This window comes from Achromobacter sp. (genome assembly GCF_050285585.1).
GTDB lineage: Bacteria > Pseudomonadota > Gammaproteobacteria > Burkholderiales > Burkholderiaceae_B > Achromobacter.
Genome location: NZ_JBLZXF010000005.1, coordinates 1 through 24,975, shown reverse-complemented (window position 1 = coordinate 24,975; position 24,975 = coordinate 1). Strand labels below are relative to the sequence as shown.

Sequence of the window (24,975 nt, the reverse complement as noted above, 5' to 3'; positions counted from 1 at the left end):
TTCCTTCTTAGGCGAGGTTCAGAAAATTGCGCAGCAAGGCATGGCCATGCTCGCTGAGCACGGACTCGGGGTGGAACTGTACTCCGTATAGCGGCAGAGTTTTGTGGCGCACGCCCATGATGTCTCCATCGGGGGCCGTCGCCGTCACCTCCAGGCACTCGGGGAGGGTGTCGGGGTCTATGGTGAGGGAGTTGTAACGGATGGCCGTGTACGGAGTGGGCAGGCCGGAGAAGATATCGGTGCCGGTGTGCGAGATACGCACGGTCTTGCCGTGCATGATCTGCTGCGCCCGGACGATGTCGCCGCCATAGGCGGCGCCGATGGCCTGGTGGCCCAGGCACACGCCCAGGATGGGTTTCTTGCCCGCGAAGGCCTGGATGACAGGCACGGAGATGCCGGCCTCGGCGGGGGAGCAGGGGCCGGGCGACACGCAGATGCGGTCCGGGTTCATGGCGGCGATCTCTTCCAGCGTGATCTGGTCGTTGCGCGCCACGCGCACATCTTCGCCCAGTTCGCCGAAATATTGGACCAGGTTGTAGGTAAAAGAGTCGTAATTGTCGATCATCAGCAGCATTGTTTTCTCCTGTCGGGCCGTCCGGCGGCCCGGGGTGTTCCGGGGCGGGCCGCGCGGGCCTCAGATGGGTTCGTCCAGGCCGTGCTGCACCTGCTCCGCCGCGCGCAGCACGGCGCGGGCCTTGGCTTCGGTCTCGGCCCATTCGGCTTCGGGGCTGGAATCGGCCACGATGCCGGCCGCGGCCTGTACGTACAGCGTGCCGTCCTTGATGACGCCGGTGCGGATCGCAATGGCCACGTCCATTTCGCCGCCGTAGCTGAGGTAACCGGCCGCGCCGCCATAAATGCCGCGGCGCACGGGCTCCAGCTCGTCGATGATCTTCATGGCCTCCACCTTGGGAGCGCCGGTCAGCGTGCCGGCCGGGAATGAGGCTCTCAGCACGTCCATGCTGCTCATGCCGGGGTTCAGGTTGCCCGTCACGTTGGACACCAGGTGCATGACGTGCGAGTAGCGTTCGATGACCATGGTGTCGCTGACTTTCACCGAGCCGACCTCGGCCACGCGGCCCACGTCGTTGCGGGCCAGGTCGATCAGCATCACGTGTTCGGCCACTTCCTTGGGGTCGGCCTTCAGTTCGGCGGCCAGGGCGGCGTCCTCCTCGGGCGTGGCGCCGCGCTTCCTGGTGCCGGCCAGCGGGCGGATCGTGATCTGCGACTTGGGCTCGCCGTTCTCCACCGCGCGCTCCTGGCGCACCAGGATCTCGGGCGACGCGCCGACCACCTGGAAGTCGCCGAAGTTCCAGAAGTACATGTAGGGGGAGGGATTGAGGGACCGCAGGGCGCGGTAGAGGGAGAGAGGGGAGTCGCGGAAGGGCTTGGCGATGACCTGGCCGATCTGTACCTGCATCAGGTCGCCCGCGGCGATGTGTTCCTTGGCGCGGCGCACGGCGGCCAGATAGTCTTCCTTCTTGAAGTCGCGCCGCTCTTCGGTCTGCATGCTGGCGTGGCTGTAGGGGATTTCCACCGGGCGGCGCAGGCGGACGCGCAGGTCGTGCAGGCGCTGCTGGGCGCGGCTGTAGGCCTCGGGCTGGCTGGGATCCGCGTAGACCATCAGGTAGATGCGGCCGGCCAGGTTGTCCACGATGACCAGCTCGTCCACGTGCATCAGCATCAGGTCGGGCGTGCCGCCCTCCATGCCGGCGGGAAACGGCTTGACCGCGGGGCCCAGGCAGGGCTCGATGTGGCGCACCGTGTCGTAGCCGAAGTAGCCGGCCAGGCCGCCGCAGAAACGCGGCATGCCGGGGCGCAGGGCGACCTTGAAGCGGCTTTGGTATTGCTCGATGAAGGCCAGCGGGTCGCCGTCATGGGTTTCGGCGACCTTGCCGTCGTGCAGAACCTCGGTGCGGGTGCCGCTGGCGCGGATCACCGTGCGGGCGGGCAGGCCGATGAAGGAATAGCGGCCGAAACGCTCGCCGCCCACCACCGATTCCATCAGGCAGGTCATGCGGCCGGCCAGGGGGCCGGCATGCGCCAGCTTCAGGTAGATGCCGAGGGGGGTGTCCAGGTCGGCATAGGTCTCGGCGACCAGCGGGATGCGGTTGTAGCCTTCCGCGGCGAGGGCCTTGAATTCGATTTCGGTCATGTCGGGTCTCGTAAGCGATGGATTTGCTATCGGACCAGGCGCACAACAAAAAAGCCCGGTCCAGGTTACTGGTTCCGGGCTTGGCTCTGTGGTTACACAGCTACGGCACTAGGCGGCATACGCGTCCAGGGCCGGGAGGGATCATCGCCACCCGGAAGACAAACGCCACCAGCGCCACGAGGCGCCGAGCATTTGGTTCTGGATGGAAGCGTTCATTGAGCTGTATTCGGTATTGAATTCGCGTTGAGCCTGCCTAGCCGCCAGAGGCGTTCAAGAGCCGGTTTTTGCCGCGTTCTGGTTCTGATTCCAGACCGCGACCCACTGGGCGGCGTCGACTAGCGTGTCAACTATACCATCGACATCCAGCTCGCGCACGTCCCTTCCTTCGTTGTAGCCATACGGCACCACCAGGACCTGCGTGCCGGCGCTGCGGCCGGCCTGGGCGTCGTTGAGGGAATCGCCGATGGTCACGGCCTCCCGCACGGAGACGCCGAGCAGCTCGCAGGCATGCAGGACCTGGTCGGGGTCCGGCTTGCGGCGCGCGCAGGTGTCGCCGCAGACCACCGCCTCGAAAAAGCCGGCCAGGCCCGTGCGCTGCAGCAGCGGCAACGTGAATTCGGTGGGCTTGTTGGTGACGACCGCGAGCTTCAGGCCATGGTCGCGCATGTGCTTCAGGCCGTCGATGACGCCCGGATAGACCATCGCCTTTTCGCCGTTGACCAGGTGGTAATGGCGGAAGAACGCGGCGCGGGCGCGCTCGAACTCGGCGGGCTCAGGGTCGGCGCCGTCGAGGCTGCCCGCCAGGCTGCGGCGGACCAGGTTGTCCACGCCCTTGCCCACGAAAGTGGCCACCACGTCCTCGCGCAGCGGGGACATGCCCAGCTCCACGCGCATGGCATTGGCGGCGAACGCCAGGTCGGGGATGGAATCGAGGAGAGTGCCGTCGAGATCCAGCAGGGCGGCGCGAAAAGCGGTCATGTCGGTTCCCGGTCAGATGGCGGTGGTTTCGCCGATGGCGATCTGCTCGCGCATCGATTTGATGATGCCGGCGTAGTCCGGCTTGCCGAAAATGGCGGAGCCGGCCACGAAGGTATCGGCGCCCGCGCGGCGGATCTCGGCGATGTTGTCGATCTTGACGCCGCCGTCCACCTGCAAGACGATTTCCTGGCCGCCGGCCTGGGTCCAGGCGTCGATGCGGGCGCGCGCCTCGCGCAGTTTCGCCAGGGCGGCGGGGATGAAGCTCTGGCCGCCGAAGCCGGGGTTGACCGACATGATCAGGACCAGGTCGATCTTGTCCATCACGTAGTCCAGGTAGGACAGCGGCGTGGCGGGGTTGAACACCAGGCCGGCCTTGCAGCCGTTTTCGCGGATCAGCGACAGCGTGCGGTCCACGTGGCGGCTGGCGTCCGGATGGAAGCTGATGTAGTCGGCGCCGGCCTTGGCGAACATCGGGACCAGGTCGTCCACCGGCTCAACCATGAGGTGCACGTCGATGGGCACCGAGACGTGGGGACGGATCGCCGCGCACACCATCGGGCCGATGGTCAGGTTGGGGACATAGTGGTTGTCCATCACGTCCACGTGGATCCAGTCGGCGCCGGCGGCGACGACGTTGCGGACTTCCTCGCCCAGCCGGGCGAAGTCAGCCGACAGGATGCTGGGAGTAATGCGGGTGGAGGCCGTTTGCTTGGACATGATGTTCGGGGTCGGGGAGGGCATAATGTGCCATTATTGCAGTTTGAGGCGCCGCAGCGGGTATGCCCCGGTCCGGCGCGTCTGAAATTCCGTCTTTCAAGCGTGGGCGCCGACGTTGCGCCGCCCGCGTGCAGCCACACAGGGAAGGACTGTGAAACCTTACGACCTGAGCGTCTCTGTCTCTCCGCGCTTCGTGCCCGAACAGTCCGATCCCGGCGAACAGCAGTTCGTATTCGCCTATACCGTCCGCATCACCAATACGGGCGAGCATCCCGCCCAGGTGATCAGCCGCCACTGGATCATCACCGACGGCAACCAGCGCGTGCAGGAAGTGCGCGGGCTGGGCATCGTGGGGCAGCAGCCCCTGCTGGCGCCGGGCGAGACCTTCGAATACACCAGCGGCTGTCCCCTGCCCACTCCGGTGGGCACGATGCGAGGCACCTATCACTGCGTCGGCGAGAACGGCATCCCGTTCGAAGTCCCGATATCCGAATTCGTCCTGGCCATGCCGCGCACCTTGCACTGAATGGCCCGGCCCCCGTCGTACGTTTTTCCTCAGCTCATGAAGCGCATTCTCAGTCTGTCCGTGCTGTCCGTACTGCTGGCGGCATGTTCCACGCCCTCCGACATCCCTCCCGAATCCGGAGCGCCCGGCACGGCCGGCGGCCGCCTTCCGGCCGACGGCCCGCTGGTGGTTCCGCCACTGTCGGCGCTGCCCGACACGCCGCCGCGCGCGCTGGCGGGCAAGTTCAAGCCCGGGACCTGGGCCGAAATGCCCGGCTGGACCAGCGATGACCTGTCGCGATTCTGGCCCCTTTTCCTGCGCAACTGCCGCGGGCTGATGCGGCCGACCTCCGGCAACCTGGCCGCTCCCGCGCGGGCCACGCCGCGGGCCTGGCAGCCGGTCTGCGCGGCGGCGGTGGATCCGTCCCGCGCGCCCGCCGCCGGCGACGGCGAGGCCGTGCGCCGCTTCCTGCAGACCTATCTGCAGCCCTGGCGCCTGAACGCGGCCGACGGCAAGCCGGCCAGCAATACGGTCACGGGCTACTACGAGCCCCTGGTGCGCGGTTCGCGCCGCCAGGGCGGCAACTATCAGTGGCCGCTTTACGCCGTGCCGGCCGACCTGCTGACGATCGACCTGGGGTCGGTGTATCCCGACCTGGCGGGCAAGCGGGTGCGGGGCAAGCTGGACGGCAAGCGCGTGGTGCCCTACGACACGCGCGCCGCCATCGAATCGTCCGGCCGCCGTCCGCCCGTGGTCGTCTGGGTGGACGACCCGGTGGACAACTTCTTCCTGCAGGTGCAGGGATCGGGCCGGGTGCAGCTCACCGACGGCCCCGATACCGGCAAGACCATCCGCGTGGCCTACGCCGACCACAACGGCCAGCCCTACGCGTCCATCGGCCGCTGGCTGATCGACCGCGGCGAATTGTCGGCGGACCAGGCGTCGATGCAGAACATCCGGGCCTGGGCCCAGCGCAATCCCAAGCGCGTGCCGGAAATGCTCAATGCCAACCCGGCCGTCGTGTTCTTCCGCGAAGAGCCCGTGGTGGATCCGGAACAGGGGCCGAAGGGGGCCTACGCCATTCCGCTGGCGCCGATGCGCTCGGTGGCGGTCGATGCAAGCTTCGTGCCCCTGGGCACGCCGGTCTACCTGGCCACGACCTACCCGGCGTCCGACCGGCCGCTGCAGCGCCTGGTGTTCGCCCAGGACACGGGCACCGCCATCCGCGGCGCGGCGCGCGCCGACTTCTACTGGGGCTACGGCGACGAGGCCGGGCAGCAGGCGGGCCGCATGAAGCAGCGCGGCCAGATGTGGGTGCTGTGGCCCAAGCAGGCAGGGGAGCCGACAGCAAGATGAGCCATCAGATCGTCGTTTGCGGGGCCGGCATCGTCGGCCTGTCCACCGCCCTGGCGCTGGCCCGCCGCGGCCAGCGCGTCGCCGTGCTGGCGCCGCGCGCCGCCGTGCCGGCGGCCGATCCCGACCGCTACCATCCGCGCGTCTACGCGATTTCGCCCGCCAGCCAGCGTTTCCTGGCCGGACTGGGCGTCTGGGACGCCATGCCCGCCTCGCGGCTGACGCCGGTCAGCGCCATGGAGATCCACGGCGACGCCGACGGGCAGGTGAACCTCAACGCCTGGCAGGCGGCATTGCCGCAGCTGGCATGGATCGTCGAATCCGGCGAAATCGAACGGGTCCTGATCCAGGCTGTGCGCATGTTCGGCATCCCGTGGCTGGAAGACCGCTGCACGGGATACCACGCCGGCGCGGTCGAAACGGAAAGCGGGGCACGCATCCAGGCGGAACTGTTCGTGGGCGCCGACGGCGCGGCCTCGCCGCTGCGCACGGCGGCCGGCCTGAAGCATGAGTCCCAGTCCTACGACGACACCGGCCTGGTGGTGCACCTGAACGCGGAGCACCCGCATCAGGGAACGGCCTTCCAATGGTTCCGCGACGATGGCGTCCTGGCCCTGCTGCCGCTGCCCGACACGGCGGACGGCCCGCAGGTCTCCATGGTCTGGTCCATGCGCAGCGAGCGGGCCCAGGCCCTGCTGGCGCTGCCGGCCGCCGAGCAGGCCGCCCGCCTGGAGGCCCTGCTGGCCGATGCCGCCGAAGGCCGCCTGGGGGCCCTGAAGGTCCGCAGCAAGCTCCACGGATTTCCCCTGACCCTGGAACGCGCCCAGATGGTCGCGCCCGGAATCGCGCTGGCGGGCGACGCGGCGCACCGCCTGCACCCGCTGGCCGGCCAGGGCCTGAACCTGGGCCTGGGCGACGTCGAAGCCCTGGCGCGCACGGTCGCCGGACGCGAACCCTACCGGGAAGCGGGCGACCTGAGAGTCCTGCACCGCTACCAGCGCGCGCGGGCCGAGCCGGTGCTGGCCATGCGACTGGCGACCGACGGCCTGCACAAGCTGTTCGCCTCGCGGGCGACGCCGCTGGTGTGGCTGCGCAATGCCGGCATGCATTGGGTGGAACGGGCGCCGCTCATCAAGCGCCGCCTGATCGCCGGCGCCTCGACCAACTAGCGCCAGGCAGTGGGCGCCTTCCAGCCGGGCGCACGGCCACCGACGAGGGGAGGAACCTTGGCCGCGGGCGGACGTCTGACTTCAAGACGGTTCCGCCGGGCCGGCCCTTGGGGGGATCGGTTACGCTTCCCCGGTAGAACACGATAGACAAGTACAGGAGTACTGATGAATTTCCGCATATCCGCCGCCCTGGCGGCTGGTTTCCTGGCCGCGGGGCTGGGCGTGTCCACCGGCGCCATCGCGCAGGACGGCAAGTCCGTCTCCACCCAGTCGCTGGGTCAGCCGGCCAAGGGCGACAAGAGCTATTCGACGACCCAGGCGGCGCCGGCCGATCCCGCGGCGGACGCCGTCAAAGAGCGGTTCGAGCAGCGCTTCTCCGGCATGGACGTCACCGCCGTGCGCCGCACGCCCTACGGCCTGTTCGAAGTGCAGCTGGGCATGGACATGATCTACACGGATGAAAAGGTGACGTGGGTCATGGAAGGTCCGCTGATCGACGCCATGACGCGCCGCGACGTCACGCGGGAATCCCAGGAGCGCCTGAGCGCCGTCACGTTCGACCAATTGCCGCTGGACCTGGCCATCAAGCAGGTCAAGGGCGACGGCTCGCGCAAGGTGGCGATTTTCGAAGATCCCAACTGCGGCTACTGCAAGCAGCTGCGCAAGACGCTGGAAGATGTCGACAACCTGACCGTCTACACCTTCCTCTACCCCATCCTGTCGCCCGACTCGAAGGTCAAGGTGCGTGACGTATGGTGCGCCAAGGACCCTGGCGCAGCCTGGGACGACTGGATGCTGCGCGGCCGCAAGCCCGCCACCGCCGACTGCGATGTGCCCGAGGACAAGCTGCTGGCCCTGGGCCAGAAACTGATGGTGCGGGGCACGCCCACCCTGTTTTTCGCGGACGGCTCGCGCACCAGCGGCGCGCTGCCGCTGGAGCAACTCAAAGCCCGCTTGAACTGACCGGCGCCATGAGCGCCGGCCGGGAGGCTGGCGCCACGGGCGCCACGCCACCCGGAGACAGCACTTGAAAATCGCAATACTCGACGATTACCACGACGTAGCCCGGCGCTACGCGGACTGGACCTCCCTGGGCGGCGACGCCGAGGTGCAGATCTTCAACAATTTCATTCCGCCCGAACAGGTCGAGACCTCGCTCGAAGCCTTCGACGTGATCGTGGCCATGCGCGAGCGCACCCCGTTTCCCGCGGCACGCATCCGCGCGCTGCCCAATCTGCGCCTGCTGATCACCACGGGCATGCGCAACAACGCCATCGACATGCAGGCCTGCGCCGAGCAGGGCGTCATCGTCTGCGGCGCGCCCGGCAGCGCCGATGCCAACACCGCCACCGCCGAACTCGCCTGGGCGCATATCCTGGGCCTGTTCAAGCACCTGCCCGCCGAAGACGCCGCCATGCGCCGCGGCATGTGGCAGACGGCCATGCCGGAGCCGCTGGCGGGCAAGCGCCTGGGCGTGCTCGGTCTGGGCAAGCTGGGCACCGCGGTGGCCAGGGTGGGCCTGGCCTTCGGCATGGATGTGGTGGCCTGGAGCCCCAACCTCACGGACGAGCGCGCCGAGGCCGCGGGCGTGAAGCGCGTCGATAAGCACGAGCTCTTCGCCACGTCCGACGTCGTCAGCCTGCACCTGATTCTTTCCGAGCGCAGCCGCCATGTGGTCGACGCCGCGGCGCTGGCCGCAATGAAGCCGACCGCCTATCTGGTCAATACCTCGCGGGCCGGCCTGGTGGACCAGGAGGCGCTGATGGATGCGTTGGTGAAATTCCGCATCGCGGGCGCAGGGCTCGACGTCTACCCCGAAGAGCCGCTCTCGCCCACGGATTCCGTGCGGGACCTCGACAACGTGATCCTCACGCCCCACCTGGGCTACGTCAGCCGGGAGAATTTCGAGGCGTTCTACCAGAACGCGCTCGACGCCGTGAAGGCATGGCACGCGGGCAAGCCCATACGCGTGCTGAACGCGTGATCACCCTTCCTGCGATCCGCGCGAGAACACCACCTTCTTCTCGATGATGGCGCCCGGCTCCTGGGCCTGGGGCGTGTCGCCGCAGGCGTCGGCGCCATCCTCTTCCGGATCCACGGCGTCGAACGCCGTGTCGCCGTTGGCGTCCGGCACGCCGGTGGGCTTCAGGCCCACGAAGTCGAACAGGTCGCGGTCCATCAGGTGCGAGGGCACTACGCGCGACAGCGCGTTGAACACGTTCCAGGAGCGGCCTGGGTGTTGCCTGTCCCATTCCTTGATCATCCGGCCGACTTCCTTGCGCTTCAGGTTTTCCTGCGAGCCGCAGAGATTGCACGGAATGATGGGGAACTGCTTGAGCTCCGCATAGGCGATCAGGTCGGTTTCGGGCACATAGGCCAGGGGGCGGATCACGGTGTGGCGGCCGTCATCGGACACCAGCTTGGGCGGCATGCCCTTGGCCTTGCCGCCATAGAAGAGGTTCAGGAAGAAGGTGCCCAGGATATCGTCGCGGTGGTGGCCCAGGGCGATCTTGGTGGCGCCCAGCTCGGACGCCACGCGGTACAGGATGCCCCGGCGCAGGCGCGAACAGAGCGAGCACATGGTCTTGCCTTCCTCGAGCACGCGCGTGACGATCGAATACGTGTCCTGCGTTTCGATGTGGAAGGGCACGCCCAGTTCGGTCAGGTAGCGCGGCAGGATGTCGGCCGGGAAGCCCGGCTGCTTCTGGTCCAGGTTGACCGCTATCAGTTCGAACTTGAACGGCGCGCGCTTTTGCAGCTGCAGCAGGATGTCCAGCAGGGCATAGGAATCCTTGCCGCCCGACAGGCACACCATCACGCGGTCGCCGTCCTGGATCATGTTGTAGTCGGACAGGGCGCGGGTGGTCTCGCGGGCAAGCCGCTTGGTCAGCTTGTTGCCTTCGTGGCGGGCTTTCTTCTCTTCGGCTCCGGTGAGGAGGCCGGGGGATGCGATGTCGTTCATGGTCAGCGCGTGATCTGGATTTCCACGCCCACTGCCGCACAGTCGGAAAAGGCCATGGGCTTGCTGATGCGCAGGCGCAGCGCGCGGATTTCCTGGAAATCGGCGAGCAGGCGCGCGGCGACCTGCTCGGACAGGGTTTCGATCAGGTTCACGTGGGCATGCGTGCATTCTTCCACAATGGCCTCGCGCAGGCGGCGGTAGTCCAGCACGCTGTGGATGTCGTGGTCGTCGACCTCGCGCTGGATGTCCACGTCGAAGTCGGCGTCGACGTGCAGGGGCTGGGTGGCGCGGCGCTCGTGCTCGAGGATGCCGATGCGGGCGTCGAGCGCGAGCCCGGAAAGAATGATGCGGCGTGTAGGCATGATGAAAACCTGGATGGGGTAGCCGGGAATTGTAAGGCGGACGGGGGAGGGGGGCGGTCCGCTGGCTACAATCCGGCCATGTCCGGGCGCCCGCGAGGCGCCGGCGCAGTCAATAAGGGGTGAAATGCAACAGATGCACGATTCGGTCATTGTAGGCGGCGGCCCGGCCGGCGCCTCCTGCGCCCTTTGGCTGGCCAGGCTGGGCCTGTCCCCGCTATTGGTCGAGGCCAGCGACCGGCTGGGGGGGCTGGGCAACGACAATCCGTTCGCCGACGACTGGATCGCCGTGCTGCCCGGCGTCACCGGGCAGCAGGTGGCCGCCAATATCGCCGAGAGCGTGCGCGCGGCCGGGGTGCCGCTGCGGCTGGAGACCCGCGTTACCGGGGTGCGTCCCTGCAAGGGCGGCATCGCGGCCACGCTCGCCGGCCCGGGTGGCGCCGAGACCCTGGCGCGGGCGCGCACCCTGGTCATCGCGTCCGGCGTGCGGGCCAAGGGCCTGCCGGACCATCCCCCGGGCGCCTCCTGGCCCGGCGTGCTGATCGGACCCGGTTCGCCCATCGTGGCGCAGGATTATTCCGGCCTGTCCGTGGCGGTGCTGGGCGGGGGCGACAACGCGTTCGAAAACTACGTCTACGTGCGCAACCGCGGCGCGCGCGCCGTCCATCTCTATGCGCGCAGCGTGCGCGCGCAGCAGCAATGGGTGACGCGCGCCGGCCGCGACGGCGTGAGCATCGGCCCGTACAAGGTCGACCCGGCCGCGCGCACCGTCGATGGCCGCCGGTACGACCTGATCCTGGTCTTCTACGGCTGGGAGCCCCAGGCCGGCTTTGCCGACAGCCTGCGGTTGGCGCGCGACGAGCGCGGCTACATCCGCACGGATTTCGCCACCGCCGAAACCAGCGTGCCGGACATCTACGCCGTGGGCGAAGTGGCCAACCGCATGCATCCCTGCGTGGTGACCTCCATGGCCGACGGCGTCGTGGCGGCCAAGGCCATCCAGCGGCGCTGGGAGCGCGCCGGATCGTAATCCGATCGGGCGCGCCGCGCAGGCGGCGTTAAGCCCAGACGAAGCCTCTCCTCCAGATTGGAGAATGGTCATTTGCCAGCGCGGCGCACACACTCTGTGCCACAAGTTGATCGAACAATGATCGCATTGGGAGACAGACATGTTGCACGCGTACCGCTGGCTGGCCGCCGGCGCGATGGCCGCCGCCTTGGCCGGCCCGGCCCATGCCGCCTGGCCTGAACGGCCGATCACGCTCATCATCCCGGCCTCGCCTGGCGGCACCACCGATATCTCCGCGCGGCTGATCGCGGACAAGCTGGGCGCCAAGCTGGGCCAGCAGGTCATCGTGGAAAACCGCGCGGGCGCGGCCGGCATCATCGGCGCCCAGGCCCTGGCGCGGGCCAGGCCCGACGGCTATACGCTGCTGATGGGCAACATCGGCCCCAACGCCATCAACTACGCGCTATACAAGACGCTGCCCTACAAACCCGCCGATTTCGCGCCGGTCACGCTGGTGATCTCGGTGCCCAACGTGCTGGTGGTGAACGAGGCTTCGCCCGTGCGCACGGTGGCGGAGCTGAAGGCCGAGGCGCTGCGGAACCCTTCCAATGTGTCCTTCGGCAGTTCGGGCGCGGGCCAATCGCCGCATCTCTCGGCCGAACTCTTCAAACAGCGCGCGGGCATTCCCGGCACGCACATCCCCTACAAGGGCGCGGGGCCGGCCGTGGCCGCGCTGCTGGGCAAACAGTTCACCTTCATGATCGACAACCTGCCCAGTTCAATGCCGTACATCCAGTCCGGCAAGCTGCGCGCGCTGGCCGTCACCAGCGATAAGCGCCTGGCGGAATTGCCGGACGTGCCGACCATGGCCGAGGCCGGCGTGCAGGACATGGTGGTCACCGCCTGGTTCGGCCTGGTGGCGCCCGCCGGCACGCCGGACGACGTCGTCGACAAGCTCTACGCCGCCACGCGCGATATCGTGCGCAGCCCCGAGATCAGCGCGCGCTTCAAGGCCATGGGCGGGCAGGCGGGCGGCAACACGCCGGCGGAATTCTCGGCATTCATCGACCAGGAACGCGCGCGCTGGAAACAGATCGTGGATGCCGCCGGATTGGCGCAGGAGCAATAAGTGATCGACAAGATTCAAGCATCCATGGCCGAGGCGGTCGCGGTTATCCCCGATGGAGCGTCGGTGCTGGTGGGCGGCTTCGGCGAGGCCGGCGTGCCCTACGAGCTGTTGCACTGCCTGGCGGAGCAGGGGCGGCGCGACCTGACGATCATCTCGAACAACGCGGGCACCTTCGAGCGCGGCATTGCCGCGCTGCTGCTGCGCAAGCAAGTGCGAAAAATCATTTGCTCCCATCCGCGTCCGCCCAATTCAGAGGTCTTCGCGCAGGCCTACCGGGCCGGCGAGGTCGAACTGGAATGCGTGCCGCAGGGCACATTGGCCGAGCGCCTGCGCGCCGCCGGCGCCGGGCTGGGGCCGTTCTACACGCCTACCGGCTATGGCACCGAACTGGCCGAAGGGCGGCGCCAGGAAGTGATCGATGGCGTGGGCTACGTGCTGGAACAGCCGCTGCGCGGGGACTACGCCTTGATCCGCGCGCACCTGGGCGACCGCTGGGGCAACCTGATGTACCGCCACGCCGCGCGCAATTTCAATCCCGTGATGTGCATGGCGGCAGGCCACGCCATCGCGCAGGTCGATGAAGTGGTGCCCCTGGGCGCCTTGGCGCCCGAGCAGATCATGACGCAGGGCATCTTCGTGAAGTCCGTCGTGCGGATGGAGGCCTGACATGCAAGAAATCACGGGCTTGACCCGGCAGCAGATCGCCCGGCTCCTGGCCGGCGACATCCCGGATGGCTCCATCGTCAACCTGGGCATCGGCATGCCCACGCTGGTGGGCGACTACCTTCCGCCCGACAAGGACATCCTCTTGCATAGCGAAAACGGCATCCTGGGCATGGGCCCGGCCGCCAGCGGCGAGAACGTGGACGCCGACCTGATCAACGCCAGCCGCCAGCCGGTCACGCTGCGCCAGGGAGCATCGATCACCGAGCACACCATTTCGTTCGCCATGATGCGCGGCGGCCACCTGGACTACGCCGTGCTCGGCGCCTTCCAGGTGTCGGAGCGGGGCGACCTGGCCAACTGGAAGACCGACGCGGCCGATGCCATCCCCGCCGTGGGCGGCGCGATGGATCTGGCCGTGGGCGCCAGGCAGGTGCTGGTCACCATGGAGCACCGCGGCCGCGACGGCGCGCCGAAACTGCTGGAACGTTGCACGTACCCGCTGACGGGCAAGGGCGTGGTGACGCGCATCTATACCGACCTGGCCGTGATCGACGTGGCGCCGGAGGGCTTGCGCGTCCACGCGATGGCGCCCGGCGTCGAGGAAGCATTCCTGCGTTCGGTAACCGGGGCGCCGCTGCATTTCGCGGCGGCGCCCTTGCGCATCGTGCTGGAGGCCGACGGCACGCCGCGCTACGCCTGAAGCGCCTTGCGCGTCTAGCCCGATCCCGGGCCAAGGAGACCCTGATGATCCGTTCCATACTGGCCGCGGCAACGCTGGGCATGTTGTGCATGGGCGCCGCGCAGGCCGGGCCCGCGTATCCCGACAAGCCGATCACCTTGCTCATCCCCTATCCGCCCGGCGGCAGCGCGGACATGCTGGCGCGGCCGCTGGGCGCGGAACTGCAGAAGAAATGGGGCCAGCCCGTGGTGCTGGAATACAAACCGGGCGCGGGCGGCACCATTGCCTCCGCGCAGCTGGCGCGCGCCAGGCCCGACGGCTACACCTTGCTGATGGTGCTGGCGGCCCACGCGATCAATCCCAGTCTGTATCCCTCCCTGCCTTACGATACGCGCCGCGATTTCGCGCCGGTATCGTTGGTCGCCACCTTGCCGATGCTGGTGGCGGCGCCCCTGAAGACCCCCGCCGATACCGTCGCCGAGCTCATCGCCTACGGCAAGAGCCATCCCGGCAAGCTCAGTTTCGCGTCCGCGGGGAATGGCAACACCAGCCACCTGGCCGCGGAAATGTTCAAGAACCAGACAGGCGCGGACATGATGCACGTGCCCTACAAGGGCAGCGGTCCGGCCGTGGTGGCCCTGCTGGGTGGAGAGGTGTCGCTGATGTTCGACAGCATCTCCACATCGCTGCCCCAGGTGCGGGCCGGCAAGCTGAAGGCCATCGCCGTCACGGGGGAACGCCGCTCGCCCTTGTTGCCCGACGTGCCGACAGTGGCTGAAACCGTGCCGGGTTTCGTGGTGAATGGCTGGTACGGCGTGCTGGCGCCGGCGGGCACGCCGCCCGAAGTCGTCGATACCCTGAGCCGCGGCATCGCCGAGGCGCTGGCGCGGCCGGCCCTGAAGCAGCAGGTGGAGGGGTACGGCTATGAAACCGTGGGCTCCACGCCCGCCGAGTTCGCCAGCCACATCGAGCGCGAACTCGTCACCTGGAAGAAGGCGGTCGAAACGTCGGGCGCCAGGCTGAACTGACGCTTCAGGCCGCCAGCAGGAATTCCAGCACGGCGGCTTCGAACGCTTCGGGCAATTCGATATTCGGCAGATGCACCGCGGGCAGGGTCAGCAGCCTGGCGCCCGGGATGCCGGCGGCGATCCGTTCGCCATGGCTGGCCGCGGTCACCGTGTCGTGCAGGCCGGCGATGACCAGCGTGGGATTGGGGATCAGCGCGATGGTCCGGCGCAGGTCGGCATCGCGCACGGCCGCGAACGCGCCCGCCAGTCCGTGCCTGTCGGTGCGCAGCAGCATGCCTCGGAATCTCTCCACTTCGGGGCCGCCGGCCTGGAGCATGGGGGCCGGGAACCAGTTCTGCAGGAACATCGCGGCCGTCTCCTCCATGTCGCTTGCCCGCAGCGTGGCGGCGATCCGCTCGTCCCATTGCGGCGCGGGGCCCAGGTAGGCCGACGTGTTGCTCAGGATGAGGCGATCAAGCCGCTCGGGAACATGCACGCCCAGCCATTGGCCGACGATGCCGCCCAGCGACAGCCCCAGGAAATGCGCGCGCGGGATGTCCAGCCCGTCCAGCAGCTCCACCACGTCGCGGCCCAGGCGGTCCAGCGAATAGGGGCCCTGCGGCACGCTGGATGCGCCGTGGCCCCGGGTGTCGTAGCGCAGCACGCGGAAGCGGCGCGCAAGCGCGGGGATCTGGGCGTCCCACATGTGCAGCGTTGTGCCGATGGAGTTCGACAGCACCAGCGTCGGAAGGCTGGCGTCTCCGTCGAAGCGGTAGGCGATGCGGGCGCCATCGCCGGCGGTGAGGAAATGAATGTTCTGCATGCGGTGTCTGCCTCGTCGTGGTGAGTGTGCGAGGCAAAGATTAGTTGCGCCGTGTTCAATAAGAAATTACAAAGTTTGCACAGTCATTGTCGGAAAAACAGACATGAGCGAATTCACCCTCCATGATCTGCAATGCTTCGACGCCGTGGTGCGCGCCGGCGGATTCCAGGCCGCGGCCGCCTCGCTGCACCGATCGCATCCGGCGGTGTTCGCCGCCGTGGCCAAACTGGAACGGCAGCTCGGATTCGCGCTGCTGGACCGCAGCGGCTATCGCGTGCGCCCGACCAGCGCCGGACGGTCTTTCCATGGGCGCGCGCAGTCCCTGCTGCGCGAACTGACCGCCTTGCGCGCGCACGCCGGCCAGCTGGCCATGGGCGAGGAGACCGAGCTACGCGTGGTGATCGGCGATTTCTGCCCGCGGCCATACGTGCTGGGGCTGTTGAGCCGGTTCTTCGCGGCCTGTCCGGCCACGCGCCTGGACCTGCTTTTCGAGGCCGTCGGGGGGCCGCAGGAACGCCTGGACGATGGCGAGGCGGATCTCGTGCTGCACCGGGTGGACAAGAGCGATGCCCGGATCGAATGGGTCGACCTCGCCAAGGTGCCTTTCGTGCCCGTGGTGGCGCCCGGTCTGCTGCGCGAGCCGCTGCCGCGCAAGGTCGGGCCCGAGCAGATGCGCGAGTACACGCAATGCATCATGCGCGACACGGCGAGGCATACCCCGTCGCGGGATTACTTCACGGTAGCGGGCGCGCGCCAGTGCACGGTGGCGGACCAGCTGATGAAGAAAGAGATCATCCTGCAGGGTATGGGATGGGGCCATCTGCCGCGCTATCTCGTCGAGGACGAGCTGCGGGATGGCCGACTGCTTTCGATCTCCAATCCGCACATGCCGGGCAGCGTCGAGGAGCTGGTGGCGGCGCGGCGCACGGACCGGCCGCAAGGGCCGGTGTCGAACCGCCTGTGGCGCCACTTGCAGGATGCGGCGCCCGCCTTGCGGCGGGCGCTGCGCAAGCGCTAGGGGAAGCGCCTGCCCCGCGCTCAATACTTGCCGGTAAGCAGTTCGCCCGCGTCGGGCACGCGCGCTTCCAGGTCCAGCACCTTGAGCATCCGGTAGACCGTCGCGGCGGCGGCGGTCACCACCGGCAGGCCCAGCCGGTCCTGCACGGGCTGGATCGACGCCAACGACGGCATCTGCACGCAGGCAGACAGCACCACGGCGTCCACGCCTCGGGTGTCCAGGCGCGCGACGTGGCTGGCGGGCGCCAGCGGATCCTGCGCGCCAACCTTCAGGTTGTCGGCGATCTCCAGCGACAGGCTGTCGTGCACCTCGATGCCCTCGTTCTCGATGTAGTCCACGACGAGGCGGGTCAGCGGTTTCATGTACGGGGTCAGGATGGCGACCTTGCGCGCGCCGATGGCATGCAGGCCCTCGACCAGCGCGCCCGCGCTGGAAATGACGGGCGCGGGCGCGCCGTTGTCCGCGGTGGCCCGGTGCAACCGCTCCTGGGAAACGCGGTGGTAGCCCAGTCCCTGGCTCATGATGGCCACCAGGCAGGCGTAGCCCAGCACGTCCACGCGCGCGTCGGAGAGTTCCTGCGCGCAGCGGTCCGACTCCCGGTCCATCGACGCGAGTTCGGCGGCGGTCACCTGCTTCATGCGCATGCGGCTGGAATGGAAGGTGAAGCGCTCGGCGGCGATGGTTTCGCGCAGGCGCAGCATGGCCGGGATTTCCGTCTCCATGGTGGTGTTGGAACTGGGCACGATCTGGCCGATGCGCAGGCTGCGGGGAGATGAGGTCATGGCGGCGCTCCTGAAAAAAGGCGAAAGAGGCCCCGTCCTCGCGCCGTCGGCGCGAGGAGCGGGAAGCATGCGGTATGGGGGAATCAGTCGGCGGTGATGCCCGCGGCGGCGACGGTGCGCTGCCAATAGGCCAGTTCCGTGGAGACGCGCTGGTTCAGCGCTTCGGGACCTTCGAAGCGGGCTTCGATGCCGGCAGCCTGGGCGCGTTGCACGGTGGCGGATTGGGCGAGCGCGGCCTCGACGCTGGCGGCCAGCTTGTCGACGACGGGCTGCGGCGTGCCCGCCGGCGCGAACAGCGCCACCCAGGATTCCAGCTGGTACTCGGGCAGGCCGGCCTCGGCGGTGGTCGGCACATCGGGCAGCATGGGGTGGCGCTTGGGGCTGGTCACGGCCAGGGCCTTCAGCTTGCCGGTCTGCACGTGGCCCATCACCGAGGGCGGCGTGGTGATGAAGACCTGCACGTTGCCCGCCAGCACGTCCTGGATCGCGGCGCCCGAGCCGCGGTACGGCACGTGGAACATCGCCGCGCCGGTCTGCTGTTTGAAGACTTCGGTGCCGAGGTGGGACAGCGACCCCACGCCTTGCGAGGCGTAGTTGAAGCGGCCGGGAGAATTCCTGACCTCGGCCACGAATTCCGTGATGTTGGAGGCCTTGATGGAGGGATGCACCGCGATCACGTTGCTGGACACGGTCACCAGCCCCACCGGTACGAAGTCCTTGGGCGCCCAGGGCAGCTTGGCCGTGAGGTTGGGGTTGCCCACGTGATACGCCGAGTACGACACCAGCAAGGTGTAGCCGTCGGGCTTGGCGCGCGCGACGTATTGGTAAGCGATGTTGCCGCTGCCGCCGTCCTTGTTCTCGACCACGACCGGCTTGCCCAGCGCGGCGGCCAGCGGTTCGGCCACGATGCGGGCGGACGTGTCCACCAGCCCGCCGGGCGGGTTGGGCACCACGAGGGACAGGGTGCGGTTGGGGAAATCGTCGGCGGCGTGGGCGCCGAATGCCGCTCCGGTCAGCAGGGCGGCGGCGAACAGTTTTTGCATGGCAGGTCTCCGGTTATTGTCGTGTGCTCTATGGGCAGGGCTTATTCTGCTCGCCGCGAACGATAGTTTCCAATATAGTTTTTGTCTGGTTTCATATCTTTCCCAAATAACTGCCCGCCATGGAAATCCGTCAACTTCGCTACTTCGCCGTGCTGGCTGAAGAGCTGAACTTCACGCGGGCCGCGGCGCGCCTGCATATCTCGCAGCCGCCGCTCAGCCTGCAGATCGCCCAGCTGGAACGCGAGCTGGATGTGAGGCTGTTCGACCGCAACAACCGGCGCGTGGCGCTGACCGAGGCGGGCGAGGCCTTTCTGAACGACGTGCGCGCCCTGCTGGCGAGCCTGAAGGACGCCACCGTGCGCGCCCGGGCGGTGGACCAGGGGCTGGCGGGAAGGATCGAGGTGGGGCTGTCGGGCTCGCATTTCCTGGGCCCGGTGCCGGCGCTGATCGCGCGCTACACGGCCGAGCATCCGCAGGTGTCGGTGCTGCTCAATGAAATGAATCCGGCGGCGCAGCTGGAAGCGCTGCGGGGGCATCGTATCGACGTGAGCATTTCGCGCACCGCGGTCGACGACGAAGAACTGCAGGCCATGCCGCTCTGGCCCGATCCGGTGGTGGCGGCCTTGCCCCGGAAGCACCCGCTGGCAGGCCGCAGGCGCCTGGAGCTGAGCGACCTGGCCGGCGACCCGTTCGTCATGCTGCGGCAGGATACGTCGGGATTTGCGCGCCATCTGGCCGAGATCTGCGCGCGCGCCGGGATGCCGCTGTCCGTGGCGCAGACGGTGGCCGAAGTGCCGGCGCAACTGGCGCTGGTCGCGGCGGGGCTGGGCGTGGCGCTGGTGCCGCGCTCGACCTGCCGCCATCTGGGCGACCGCGTTGCGGTCTGCGGCCTGCCCGCCGCCATTTCGCGCGCGACGGTGTATGCGGTGACGCGCCGCCAGGGCCGGCGGCGCGCGCTCGATACCTTTCTACAGACCGCCGCGCAGATGGGGGACGGCGAGGCCTGAGGCCGCCGGCGGCCTCAGGCCGTCAACACGCACTCCGAGGTGTCCGGCGCGCCCAGCTTCACGCGGAACGCGCGCAGCTCGTCGCGGCGGAACACGTGCACCGTCACCCTGTCGCCCGGCCGGTATTGCGCCAGGAGCAGGTCCAGCCCGGCCGGCGCATCCACGCGCAGGCCGTCGATCGCCACCAGCACGTCGCCGGCCGACAGGCCGCCCTTGTGCCCGGCGCCGCCTTCCAGCACCGTGGCCAGCGTCAGCGATTCGCCCTGCTTGCGGGTACGCACGTCCAGCGACGGGATATTGGCCGCGGATTTCCATTGCAGCGTGACGCCCTGCGGCTCCAGCAGTTCCGCCAGCGGAACGTCTGCCGTGCCATAGGCATGCCGCGCGATGAAGCGGCGGGTGTCGACGCCCGTGGCTTCCTGGATGAGCGCGGGCAGGCCGTCTTCGGGCAGGCCCTGGGGCTTGCCCCGGTAGAAATCCCGTCCATAGCGTTCCCACAACAGGCGCATGACGTCGTCCAGTGAGCGCGCGCCCGCGCTTTCGCGGCGGATCAGCAGATCCAGCCCGAGCGCCACGAGCGCGCCCTTGGTGTAGTAGCTGACCAGGGCGTTGGGGGAGTTTTCGTCCTGCTTGTAATAGCGCGTCCAGGCGTCGAAAGAACTCTCGGCCACGGATTGCTTGCCTCGGCCCGGCGTGCGCGCCACGCTGGAGATGGTCTTGGCGAGCAGCCGCAGATAGTCGGCCCGGCTGATGGCGCCCGAGCGCAGCAGCAGCAGATCGTCGTAGTAGGACGTGAAGCCCTCGAAGACCCACAGCAGGCGGGTCAGGTCCGGCTGCGACAGGTCGTAGGGCGCGAACGCTTCCGGCTTGATCCGCTTGACGTTCCAGGTGTGGAAGTACTCGTGGCTGACCAGGCCCAGGAAGCCGCGATAGCCTTCGCCCTGGCCCTGCTGCCCCAGAACGGGCAGGTCCTTGCGCGCGGTCATCAGCGCCGTGCTCGCGCGATGCTCCAGGCCGCCGTAGCCGTCGCCCGTGACCATGGTCATGAAGACGTAGCGGTCCGAACTGTCCAGGAAGGGCGCGCGCCGGGTCCGGGGTTCGAAGAAGGCGATCTGCGTTTCGCAGATCCTGCGCACGTCCTCGGTGATGCGGGCCAGGTCCAGATTGGGCGCGACGCCGGTGAACACCAGTTCGTGCTCGGCGCCGTGCGCCGTGAAGCTGGACACTTGCGGCGTGCCCATTTCGACCGGATGGTCGATCAGCGCGTCGTAGTCCGGAGCCCGGTACAACCCAAAGCCGTGGCGGCGGGCCGCGCCCTGGCGGCCGCGGGCTTCCGGCAGGCTGGTGTAGACCTTCCAGCCGTCGATGCCGCGCGGCGGGGCCAGGTCGACCAGGCACGGCAGATGGTCCTGGCCGTGTACGCGCAGGAAGACGCTGGTGCCGTTGAAAAAGCCGTGGGTTTCGTCAAGGTGCGCGCCGCGCACCGACAGGTCCCAGGCGTAGACCACGTATTCGACCCGCAGCGGGCCGTCGCAGGGCGCGGCCTGCCAGGTGTGGTTGTCCGTTTTGTCGACCGCCACGCGGCGCGAGCCCGAATAGGCCGCCAGCGATTCGATCTGGCGCGAGAAATCGCGTATCAGGTAGCTGCCCGGAATCCAGGCCGGCAGGGACAGCCGCTGGCCGCCAGGGGAAGGGGCCGGGATGGTTAGGGTTATCCGGTAGCGGTGTCCGGCGGGGTCATGGGGCGCGAGGCGGTAAAGTAGCGGCGGGGCTTGGTCTTTTTCCATAGCCATAATCTTACTTTCATACCACTTCGGAGACATGCAATGAGCGAGTCGTTTGTGCTGGTCGAAACCCGGGGCCGCGTCGGCCTGCTGACGCTCAACCGCCCCAAGGCGTTGAACGCGCTGAACGATCAACTGATGGATGAGCTCGGCGCGGCGCTGCTGGCTTTCGAAGCCGATCCCGACATCGGCGCGGTGGTCATCACCGGCAGCGAAAAGGCGTTTGCCGCGGGCGCCGATATCGGCGCGATGAAAGACTGGTCGTACATGGACGTGTACGGCGGCGAATACATCACCCGCAACTGGGAAACGCTCAAGCGCATCCGCAAGCCCGTGATCGCGGCGGTGGCCGGCTACGCGCTGGGCGGCGGCTGCGAACTGGCCATGATGTGCGACATCATCATCGCTGCCGACACCGCCAAGTTCGGCCAGCCCGAAATCAAGCTGGGCGTGATCCCCGGCGCGGGCGGCACCCAGCGCCTGCCGCGCGCGGTGGGCAAGGCCAAGGCCATGGACCTGGCGCTGACCGCCCGCATGATGGGCGCCGAGGAAGCGGAGCGCGCCGGGTTGGTGTCGCGCGTGGTCGCCGCCGACAAGCTCATGGAAGAAGCCATGGACGCCGCCACGGTCATCGCCTCCATGTCCCTGCCGTCGGTCATGATGGCCAAGGAGTGCGTCAACCGGGCCTTCGAAGGTTCGCTGAACGAAGGCCTGCTGTTCGAGCGCCGCGTGTTCCATTCGCTGTTCGCGACGGAAGACCAGAAGGAAGGGATGGCCGCTTTCACGGAAAAGCGCAAACCGGAATTCAAACACCGTTAAGGTTGGTTACGGCGGCGCAGCTCCCCCTCGGGGGCAGCAAGCACGCAACGCGTGCGCAGCGTTGGCAGTCTTCGCCAGAATGGCCGGCCCCGCCGCCGGGCCGCCCCAAGGCGGGCCAGCCCCCTCGGGGGGCAGCAAGCACGCAACGCGTGCGCAGCGTTGGCAGTCTTCGCCAGAATGGCCGGCCCGCCGCCGGGCCGCCCCAAGGCGGGCCAGCCCCCTCGGGGGGCAGCAAGCACGCAACGCGTGCGCAGCGTTGGCAGTCTTCGCCAGAATGGCCGGCCCGCCGCCGGGCCGCCCCAAGGCGGGCCAGCCCCCTCGGGGGGCAGCAAGCACGCAACGCGTGCGCAGCGTGGGGGCCTCTATTCCCTCTCGTTGCGCCTTGAAACGCTTGGTCAGCACCTTGTTGCAGGGTTCGGTCCTATCCTGGATGGGCGTCATCTTGAGGTGCCGCGCCAGAGAGGCTTGCCCGAACTGGCAAGTCCCGCGCCGCGGCTCGCTTGCAAACAACATCAAAAAGGAGCCTTGCATGCGTACGTCTATCGCTACCCGCCGGTGGTCCGCCGCTGTACTCGCAGGCGCGTTGAGCGCCTGCTTCGTTACCGCCGTCCAGGCTCAGTCCCCGCGTCCATCCCTGCGCCTCGTATCCGAAACGCCGTATCCCGCCTCCTCGGCGCCCGCGCCGCAGATGAGCGAGCAGGAATTGCGCGACACGGCAATCGACGCCTACGTCTACGCGTATCCGATGGTCCTGATGGAGCTGGCCCGCCGCAAGGCCACGGCGGTGCAGAGCCCGCTGGACGGCAAGGCGCCGATGAACCAGTTCGGCCACAAGGCCTCTTTCCCCGATCCCCGCGCCGCGGACACGCCGTGGCCCAGCGCCGACGCGCTGTATTCCAGTTTGTGGTTCGACGTATCCCGGGCGCCCCTGATCGTGAACCTGCCCGCCACGGGCGACCGCTACTCCGTGCTGTCCGCGCTGGACATGTGGAGCGACGTCTTCGCCTCGCGCGGCGCGCGCACCAATGGCAAGGGCGCGCAATCCTTCGTCATCGTCGGCCCTGGCTGGCAGGGCAGCACGCCCGCCGGCATGGACGTGATCCACAGCCCGACGGCCACCGGCTGGCTCATCGGCTGGACGCAGACGGGCGGGCCCCAGGACTATGCCGCGGTCAACCAGATCCAGGCCGGCATGACCGCCAGCCCGCTGGCCGTGCCGGCCACGCCGGCCTCGCGGCCGGCGCGCAACCGCAACGCTGGCACCGCGTATCCGCAGACCGGTCCCGGCGTGGGGGCGGCCCCCATCGGCAGCGGGCTGCAGGCGCCGGCGCCCGCGCCCGCGCTGCCCGACGGCACGCCGGCGGAGCAGGCCGCGGCCATGGATGCCGCTTCCTTTTTCACGCTGTTTTTCGACGTGCTGCGCAACAATCCGCCGCACGCCAACGACACGCCTATCCTCGACCGCATGCGCCGCATCGGCCTGGACAGCCAGCGTCCCTTCTCATATGGCAGCCTGAGCCCGGCCGTGCAGCAGGCATTGACCGACGCCCAGCCGCTGGCCGGCCGGCGCATCGCCGACGGCGTGTCGCGCCTGGGCACGCCGCTCAACGGCTGGAATACCGTGCTGTCCGGCATCGGGACCTATGGCACCGACTACGGGCGCCGCGCCGCGATCGCCTATGCCGGGCTGGGCGCCCCGACGCCGGAAGACGTCCTGTATCCGGTGACGGTGTCCGATTCCAAGGGCCGCACGCTGAATTCCGACGAGGATTACGTGCTGCATTTCGACAAGGGGCAGCTGCCGCCGGCCAACGCGTTCTGGTCGCTGCATGTCTATAACGCCCAGTACGGTTTCGCCGACAATCCGGCCAACCGCTACGTGCTGCGCAGCACGGACGCCCTGAAGTACAACGCGGACGGCTCACTGGACATCTATATCCAGCAGCGCGATCCGGGTGAGCGCAAGCGCTCGAACTGGCTCGCCACTCCGGCCGCCGATGCGCCGTTCCTGCTCAGCATGCGGCTGTACTGGCCGCAAGACACGGCGCTGGACGGCCAGTGGGCGCCGCCGCCGGTCAAGGAGGACTGAACGGCACTCGATGGCCCGGCGCCGGGCCGCTCTTTCCGGGCGGCCTGGCGCTTTGGCGCGCAGGGCAGGCAGAAGGGCGCGGAGGCTTGTCCGGCGCCGTTCGCGTCCCTAATTTTCTTCCGCCGGGCGGGCGTTGTTTACACCTTACAAACGCCCGAAAGTTCATTTGCTCGGGTAAAAAGAATCAAGCTATACTCTGCGAGTTTGACGCTTGCGGGATAAGAACACGTGGTGCGCAGGATGCGCCGGTTCTGACAGGGGCAAGAAGCAAAGCGAGGAAGTTTGATGCAACAGAACTCCGTGCAGCAAAATTTGCAGGATTTGCGGCAGCAGGGTCCGGTTGGGAGCCGAGGTATGGAAGGATTCGACCAAGGCGCGGCGGATAAAGTTCTGGTACTTAGCGACGCGGACCGCGCGGCGCTGAACGCTCAAGCAAGCCGCGGGCTCCTGTTGGCATTGGCTGCGCAAGGCGCCATGGGGCTCGCAGCAGCGGTAATTGCGGGGGTTGTCGGAGGGTCGGCGGCAGGTTGGTCGGCGTTGGCGGGGGCGGGGGCGTATTTCATACCCAATGCGTTGTTCGCATTGCGCCTGGCTGTCAGCGTACGGGCCGGTAAAGCCAGTCCTTTTACCTTTCTCTCTGGTGAGTTGATCAAGTTGTTCGCAACGGCACTGCTGTTGTGGCTGCTTTCGCGTGTGGCGCAGGACAGCCTTGTATGGCCTGCCGCGCTGCTCGGGCTGATACTCACGTTGAAGGGTTATCTCCTGCTCCTGATGTTCCGCAAGTTGTCTTAGCGCCGAGCAGGTTTGCGGCAAACGAAATCGTGGAATCGTCCGATTCGCAAGGGTCGGGCATACAGCAAATAGGGTAGGATTCAAATGGCTGCTGCCAGCGACGTGTCGCCTCAGTCCGCGTATATTCAGC

General features: G+C 68.0%; 25 protein-coding genes. 15 read left to right on the top strand and 10 right to left on the bottom strand.

Features of this window, described 5'->3' with window-relative positions:
• Positions 1-7 precede the first annotated feature (7 nt).
• From ACN6PJ_RS09215 to rpe, 4 genes are all read right to left on the bottom strand, one after another.
• The gene (locus tag ACN6PJ_RS09215; RefSeq protein ID WP_427995567.1) at positions 8-574 is read right to left on the bottom strand and encodes an aminodeoxychorismate/anthranilate synthase component II; all 567 of its coding nucleotides are present in this window, start codon (positions 572-574) and stop codon (positions 8-10) included.
• 60 nt (positions 575-634) lie between these two features.
• Complete coding sequence (gene trpE / locus ACN6PJ_RS09210) at positions 635-2,155, bottom strand: anthranilate synthase component I (protein ID WP_427995566.1); 1,521 nt, start codon at positions 2,153-2,155, stop codon at positions 635-637.
• A gap of 270 nt (positions 2,156-2,425) precedes the next feature.
• Positions 2,426-3,133: a phosphoglycolate phosphatase gene (locus tag ACN6PJ_RS09205; RefSeq protein ID WP_427995565.1), complete on the bottom strand. Its 708-nt coding sequence runs from the start codon at positions 3,131-3,133 to the stop codon at positions 2,426-2,428.
• Between the two features lie 12 nt (positions 3,134-3,145).
• Positions 3,146-3,874, bottom strand: a complete 729-nt coding sequence (gene rpe / locus ACN6PJ_RS09200) for a ribulose-phosphate 3-epimerase (protein ID WP_427995564.1) — start codon at positions 3,872-3,874, stop codon at positions 3,146-3,148.
• Positions 3,875-4,001: 127 nt separating this feature from the next.
• On the opposite strand from rpe, the gene apaG reads away from it, so the two are divergent.
• The 5 genes from apaG to ACN6PJ_RS09175 all read left to right on the top strand — a co-directional run bounded on the left by apaG (position 4,002) and on the right by ACN6PJ_RS09175 (position 8,861).
• Positions 4,002-4,376: a Co2+/Mg2+ efflux protein ApaG gene (gene apaG, locus ACN6PJ_RS09195; RefSeq protein WP_039882644.1), complete on the top strand. Its 375-nt coding sequence runs from the start codon at positions 4,002-4,004 to the stop codon at positions 4,374-4,376.
• 36 nt (positions 4,377-4,412) lie between these two features.
• Positions 4,413-5,711, top strand: a complete 1,299-nt coding sequence (gene mltA / locus ACN6PJ_RS09190) for a murein transglycosylase A (protein ID WP_427995563.1) — start codon at positions 4,413-4,415, stop codon at positions 5,709-5,711.
• Positions 5,708-6,877 (top strand): UbiH/UbiF family hydroxylase, encoded by a 1,170-nt coding sequence (locus tag ACN6PJ_RS09185; RefSeq protein WP_427995562.1) that lies wholly within the window; start codon positions 5,708-5,710, stop codon positions 6,875-6,877. Before mltA ends, ACN6PJ_RS09185 begins: the two co-directional genes overlap by 4 nt.
• Positions 6,878-7,042: 165 nt before the next feature.
• Positions 7,043-7,840 carry a DsbC family protein gene (locus tag ACN6PJ_RS09180; protein ID WP_427995561.1) on the top strand — a complete coding sequence of 266 codons (798 nt, stop codon included), beginning with the start codon at positions 7,043-7,045 and terminating at the stop codon, positions 7,838-7,840.
• Between the two features lie 64 nt (positions 7,841-7,904).
• Entirely contained in the window at positions 7,905-8,861 is a 957-nt protein-coding gene (locus ACN6PJ_RS09175; protein WP_427995560.1) for a D-2-hydroxyacid dehydrogenase family protein, read from the top strand.
• On the opposite strand, the gene ttcA is transcribed toward ACN6PJ_RS09175, so the two are convergent.
• Positions 8,862-9,839, bottom strand: a complete 978-nt coding sequence (gene ttcA, locus ACN6PJ_RS09170; protein ID WP_427995559.1) for a tRNA 2-thiocytidine(32) synthetase TtcA — start codon at positions 9,837-9,839, stop codon at positions 8,862-8,864. It abuts the gene before it with no gap.
• A gap of 2 nt (positions 9,840-9,841) precedes the next feature.
• Positions 9,842-10,201 carry a dihydroneopterin aldolase gene (gene folB, locus ACN6PJ_RS09165; protein WP_043542083.1) on the bottom strand — a complete coding sequence of 120 codons (360 nt, stop codon included), beginning with the start codon at positions 10,199-10,201 and terminating at the stop codon, positions 9,842-9,844.
• Positions 10,202-10,325: 124 nt separating this feature from the next.
• Between folB and ACN6PJ_RS09160 the strand changes: the two genes are divergently transcribed.
• From ACN6PJ_RS09160 to ACN6PJ_RS09140, 5 genes are all read left to right on the top strand, one after another.
• Positions 10,326-11,228 carry an NAD(P)/FAD-dependent oxidoreductase gene (locus tag ACN6PJ_RS09160; protein WP_427995558.1) on the top strand — a complete coding sequence of 301 codons (903 nt, stop codon included), beginning with the start codon at positions 10,326-10,328 and terminating at the stop codon, positions 11,226-11,228.
• 139 nt (positions 11,229-11,367) lie between these two features.
• Positions 11,368-12,336, top strand: coding sequence for a Bug family tripartite tricarboxylate transporter substrate binding protein (locus ACN6PJ_RS09155; protein ID WP_427995557.1), 969 nt, complete (start codon positions 11,368-11,370; stop codon positions 12,334-12,336).
• The gene (locus ACN6PJ_RS09150) at positions 12,337-13,002 is read left to right on the top strand and encodes a 3-oxoacid CoA-transferase subunit A (protein ID WP_427995556.1); all 666 of its coding nucleotides are present in this window, start codon (positions 12,337-12,339) and stop codon (positions 13,000-13,002) included.
• A gap of 1 nt (position 13,003) precedes the next feature.
• Positions 13,004-13,702 (top strand): 3-oxoacid CoA-transferase subunit B, encoded by a 699-nt coding sequence (locus ACN6PJ_RS09145; protein WP_427995555.1) that lies wholly within the window; start codon positions 13,004-13,006, stop codon positions 13,700-13,702.
• Positions 13,703-13,746: 44 nt separating this feature from the next.
• Positions 13,747-14,709 (top strand): Bug family tripartite tricarboxylate transporter substrate binding protein, encoded by a 963-nt coding sequence (locus tag ACN6PJ_RS09140; RefSeq protein ID WP_427995554.1) that lies wholly within the window; start codon positions 13,747-13,749, stop codon positions 14,707-14,709.
• Between the two features lie 4 nt (positions 14,710-14,713).
• Here the strand turns inward: ACN6PJ_RS09140 and pcaD are convergent, their stop codons facing one another.
• The gene (gene pcaD / locus ACN6PJ_RS09135) at positions 14,714-15,511 is read right to left on the bottom strand and encodes a 3-oxoadipate enol-lactonase (RefSeq protein ID WP_427995553.1); all 798 of its coding nucleotides are present in this window, start codon (positions 15,509-15,511) and stop codon (positions 14,714-14,716) included.
• Positions 15,512-15,614: 103 nt separating this feature from the next.
• On the opposite strand from pcaD, the gene ACN6PJ_RS09130 reads away from it, so the two are divergent.
• Positions 15,615-16,529 carry a LysR family transcriptional regulator gene (locus ACN6PJ_RS09130; RefSeq protein WP_427995552.1) on the top strand — a complete coding sequence of 305 codons (915 nt, stop codon included), beginning with the start codon at positions 15,615-15,617 and terminating at the stop codon, positions 16,527-16,529.
• Positions 16,530-16,549: 20 nt separating this feature from the next.
• Here ACN6PJ_RS09130 and ACN6PJ_RS09125 read toward each other — a convergent pair whose 3' ends face one another.
• Together ACN6PJ_RS09125 and ACN6PJ_RS09120 are read right to left on the bottom strand one after the other, a co-directional pair.
• Entirely contained in the window at positions 16,550-17,311 is a 762-nt protein-coding gene (locus tag ACN6PJ_RS09125) for a maleate cis-trans isomerase family protein (RefSeq protein WP_427995551.1), read from the bottom strand.
• 83 nt (positions 17,312-17,394) lie between these two features.
• Complete coding sequence (locus ACN6PJ_RS09120; RefSeq protein ID WP_427995550.1) at positions 17,395-18,354, bottom strand: Bug family tripartite tricarboxylate transporter substrate binding protein; 960 nt, start codon at positions 18,352-18,354, stop codon at positions 17,395-17,397.
• 119 nt (positions 18,355-18,473) lie between these two features.
• Here ACN6PJ_RS09120 and ACN6PJ_RS09115 point away from each other — a divergent pair, with 119 nt between their 5' ends.
• Positions 18,474-19,361, top strand: a complete 888-nt coding sequence (locus ACN6PJ_RS09115) for a LysR substrate-binding domain-containing protein (protein ID WP_427995549.1) — start codon at positions 18,474-18,476, stop codon at positions 19,359-19,361.
• 14 nt (positions 19,362-19,375) lie between these two features.
• On the opposite strand, the gene ACN6PJ_RS09110 is transcribed toward ACN6PJ_RS09115, so the two are convergent.
• Positions 19,376-21,148: a M61 family metallopeptidase gene (locus tag ACN6PJ_RS09110; protein WP_427995548.1), complete on the bottom strand. Its 1,773-nt coding sequence runs from the start codon at positions 21,146-21,148 to the stop codon at positions 19,376-19,378.
• Between the two features lie 39 nt (positions 21,149-21,187).
• Between ACN6PJ_RS09110 and ACN6PJ_RS09105 the strand changes: the two genes are divergently transcribed.
• From ACN6PJ_RS09105 to ACN6PJ_RS09095, 3 genes are all read left to right on the top strand, one after another.
• Positions 21,188-21,964, top strand: a complete 777-nt coding sequence (locus ACN6PJ_RS09105) for an enoyl-CoA hydratase (protein ID WP_427995547.1) — start codon at positions 21,188-21,190, stop codon at positions 21,962-21,964.
• A 529-nt stretch (positions 21,965-22,493) separates the two neighbouring features.
• Positions 22,494-24,053 carry a DUF1254 domain-containing protein gene (locus ACN6PJ_RS09100; RefSeq protein ID WP_427995546.1) on the top strand — a complete coding sequence of 520 codons (1,560 nt, stop codon included), beginning with the start codon at positions 22,494-22,496 and terminating at the stop codon, positions 24,051-24,053.
• A 354-nt stretch (positions 24,054-24,407) separates the two neighbouring features.
• Entirely contained in the window at positions 24,408-24,845 is a 438-nt protein-coding gene (locus ACN6PJ_RS09095; RefSeq protein ID WP_427995798.1) for an ATP synthase subunit I, read from the top strand.
• Positions 24,846-24,975 lie beyond the last annotated feature (130 nt).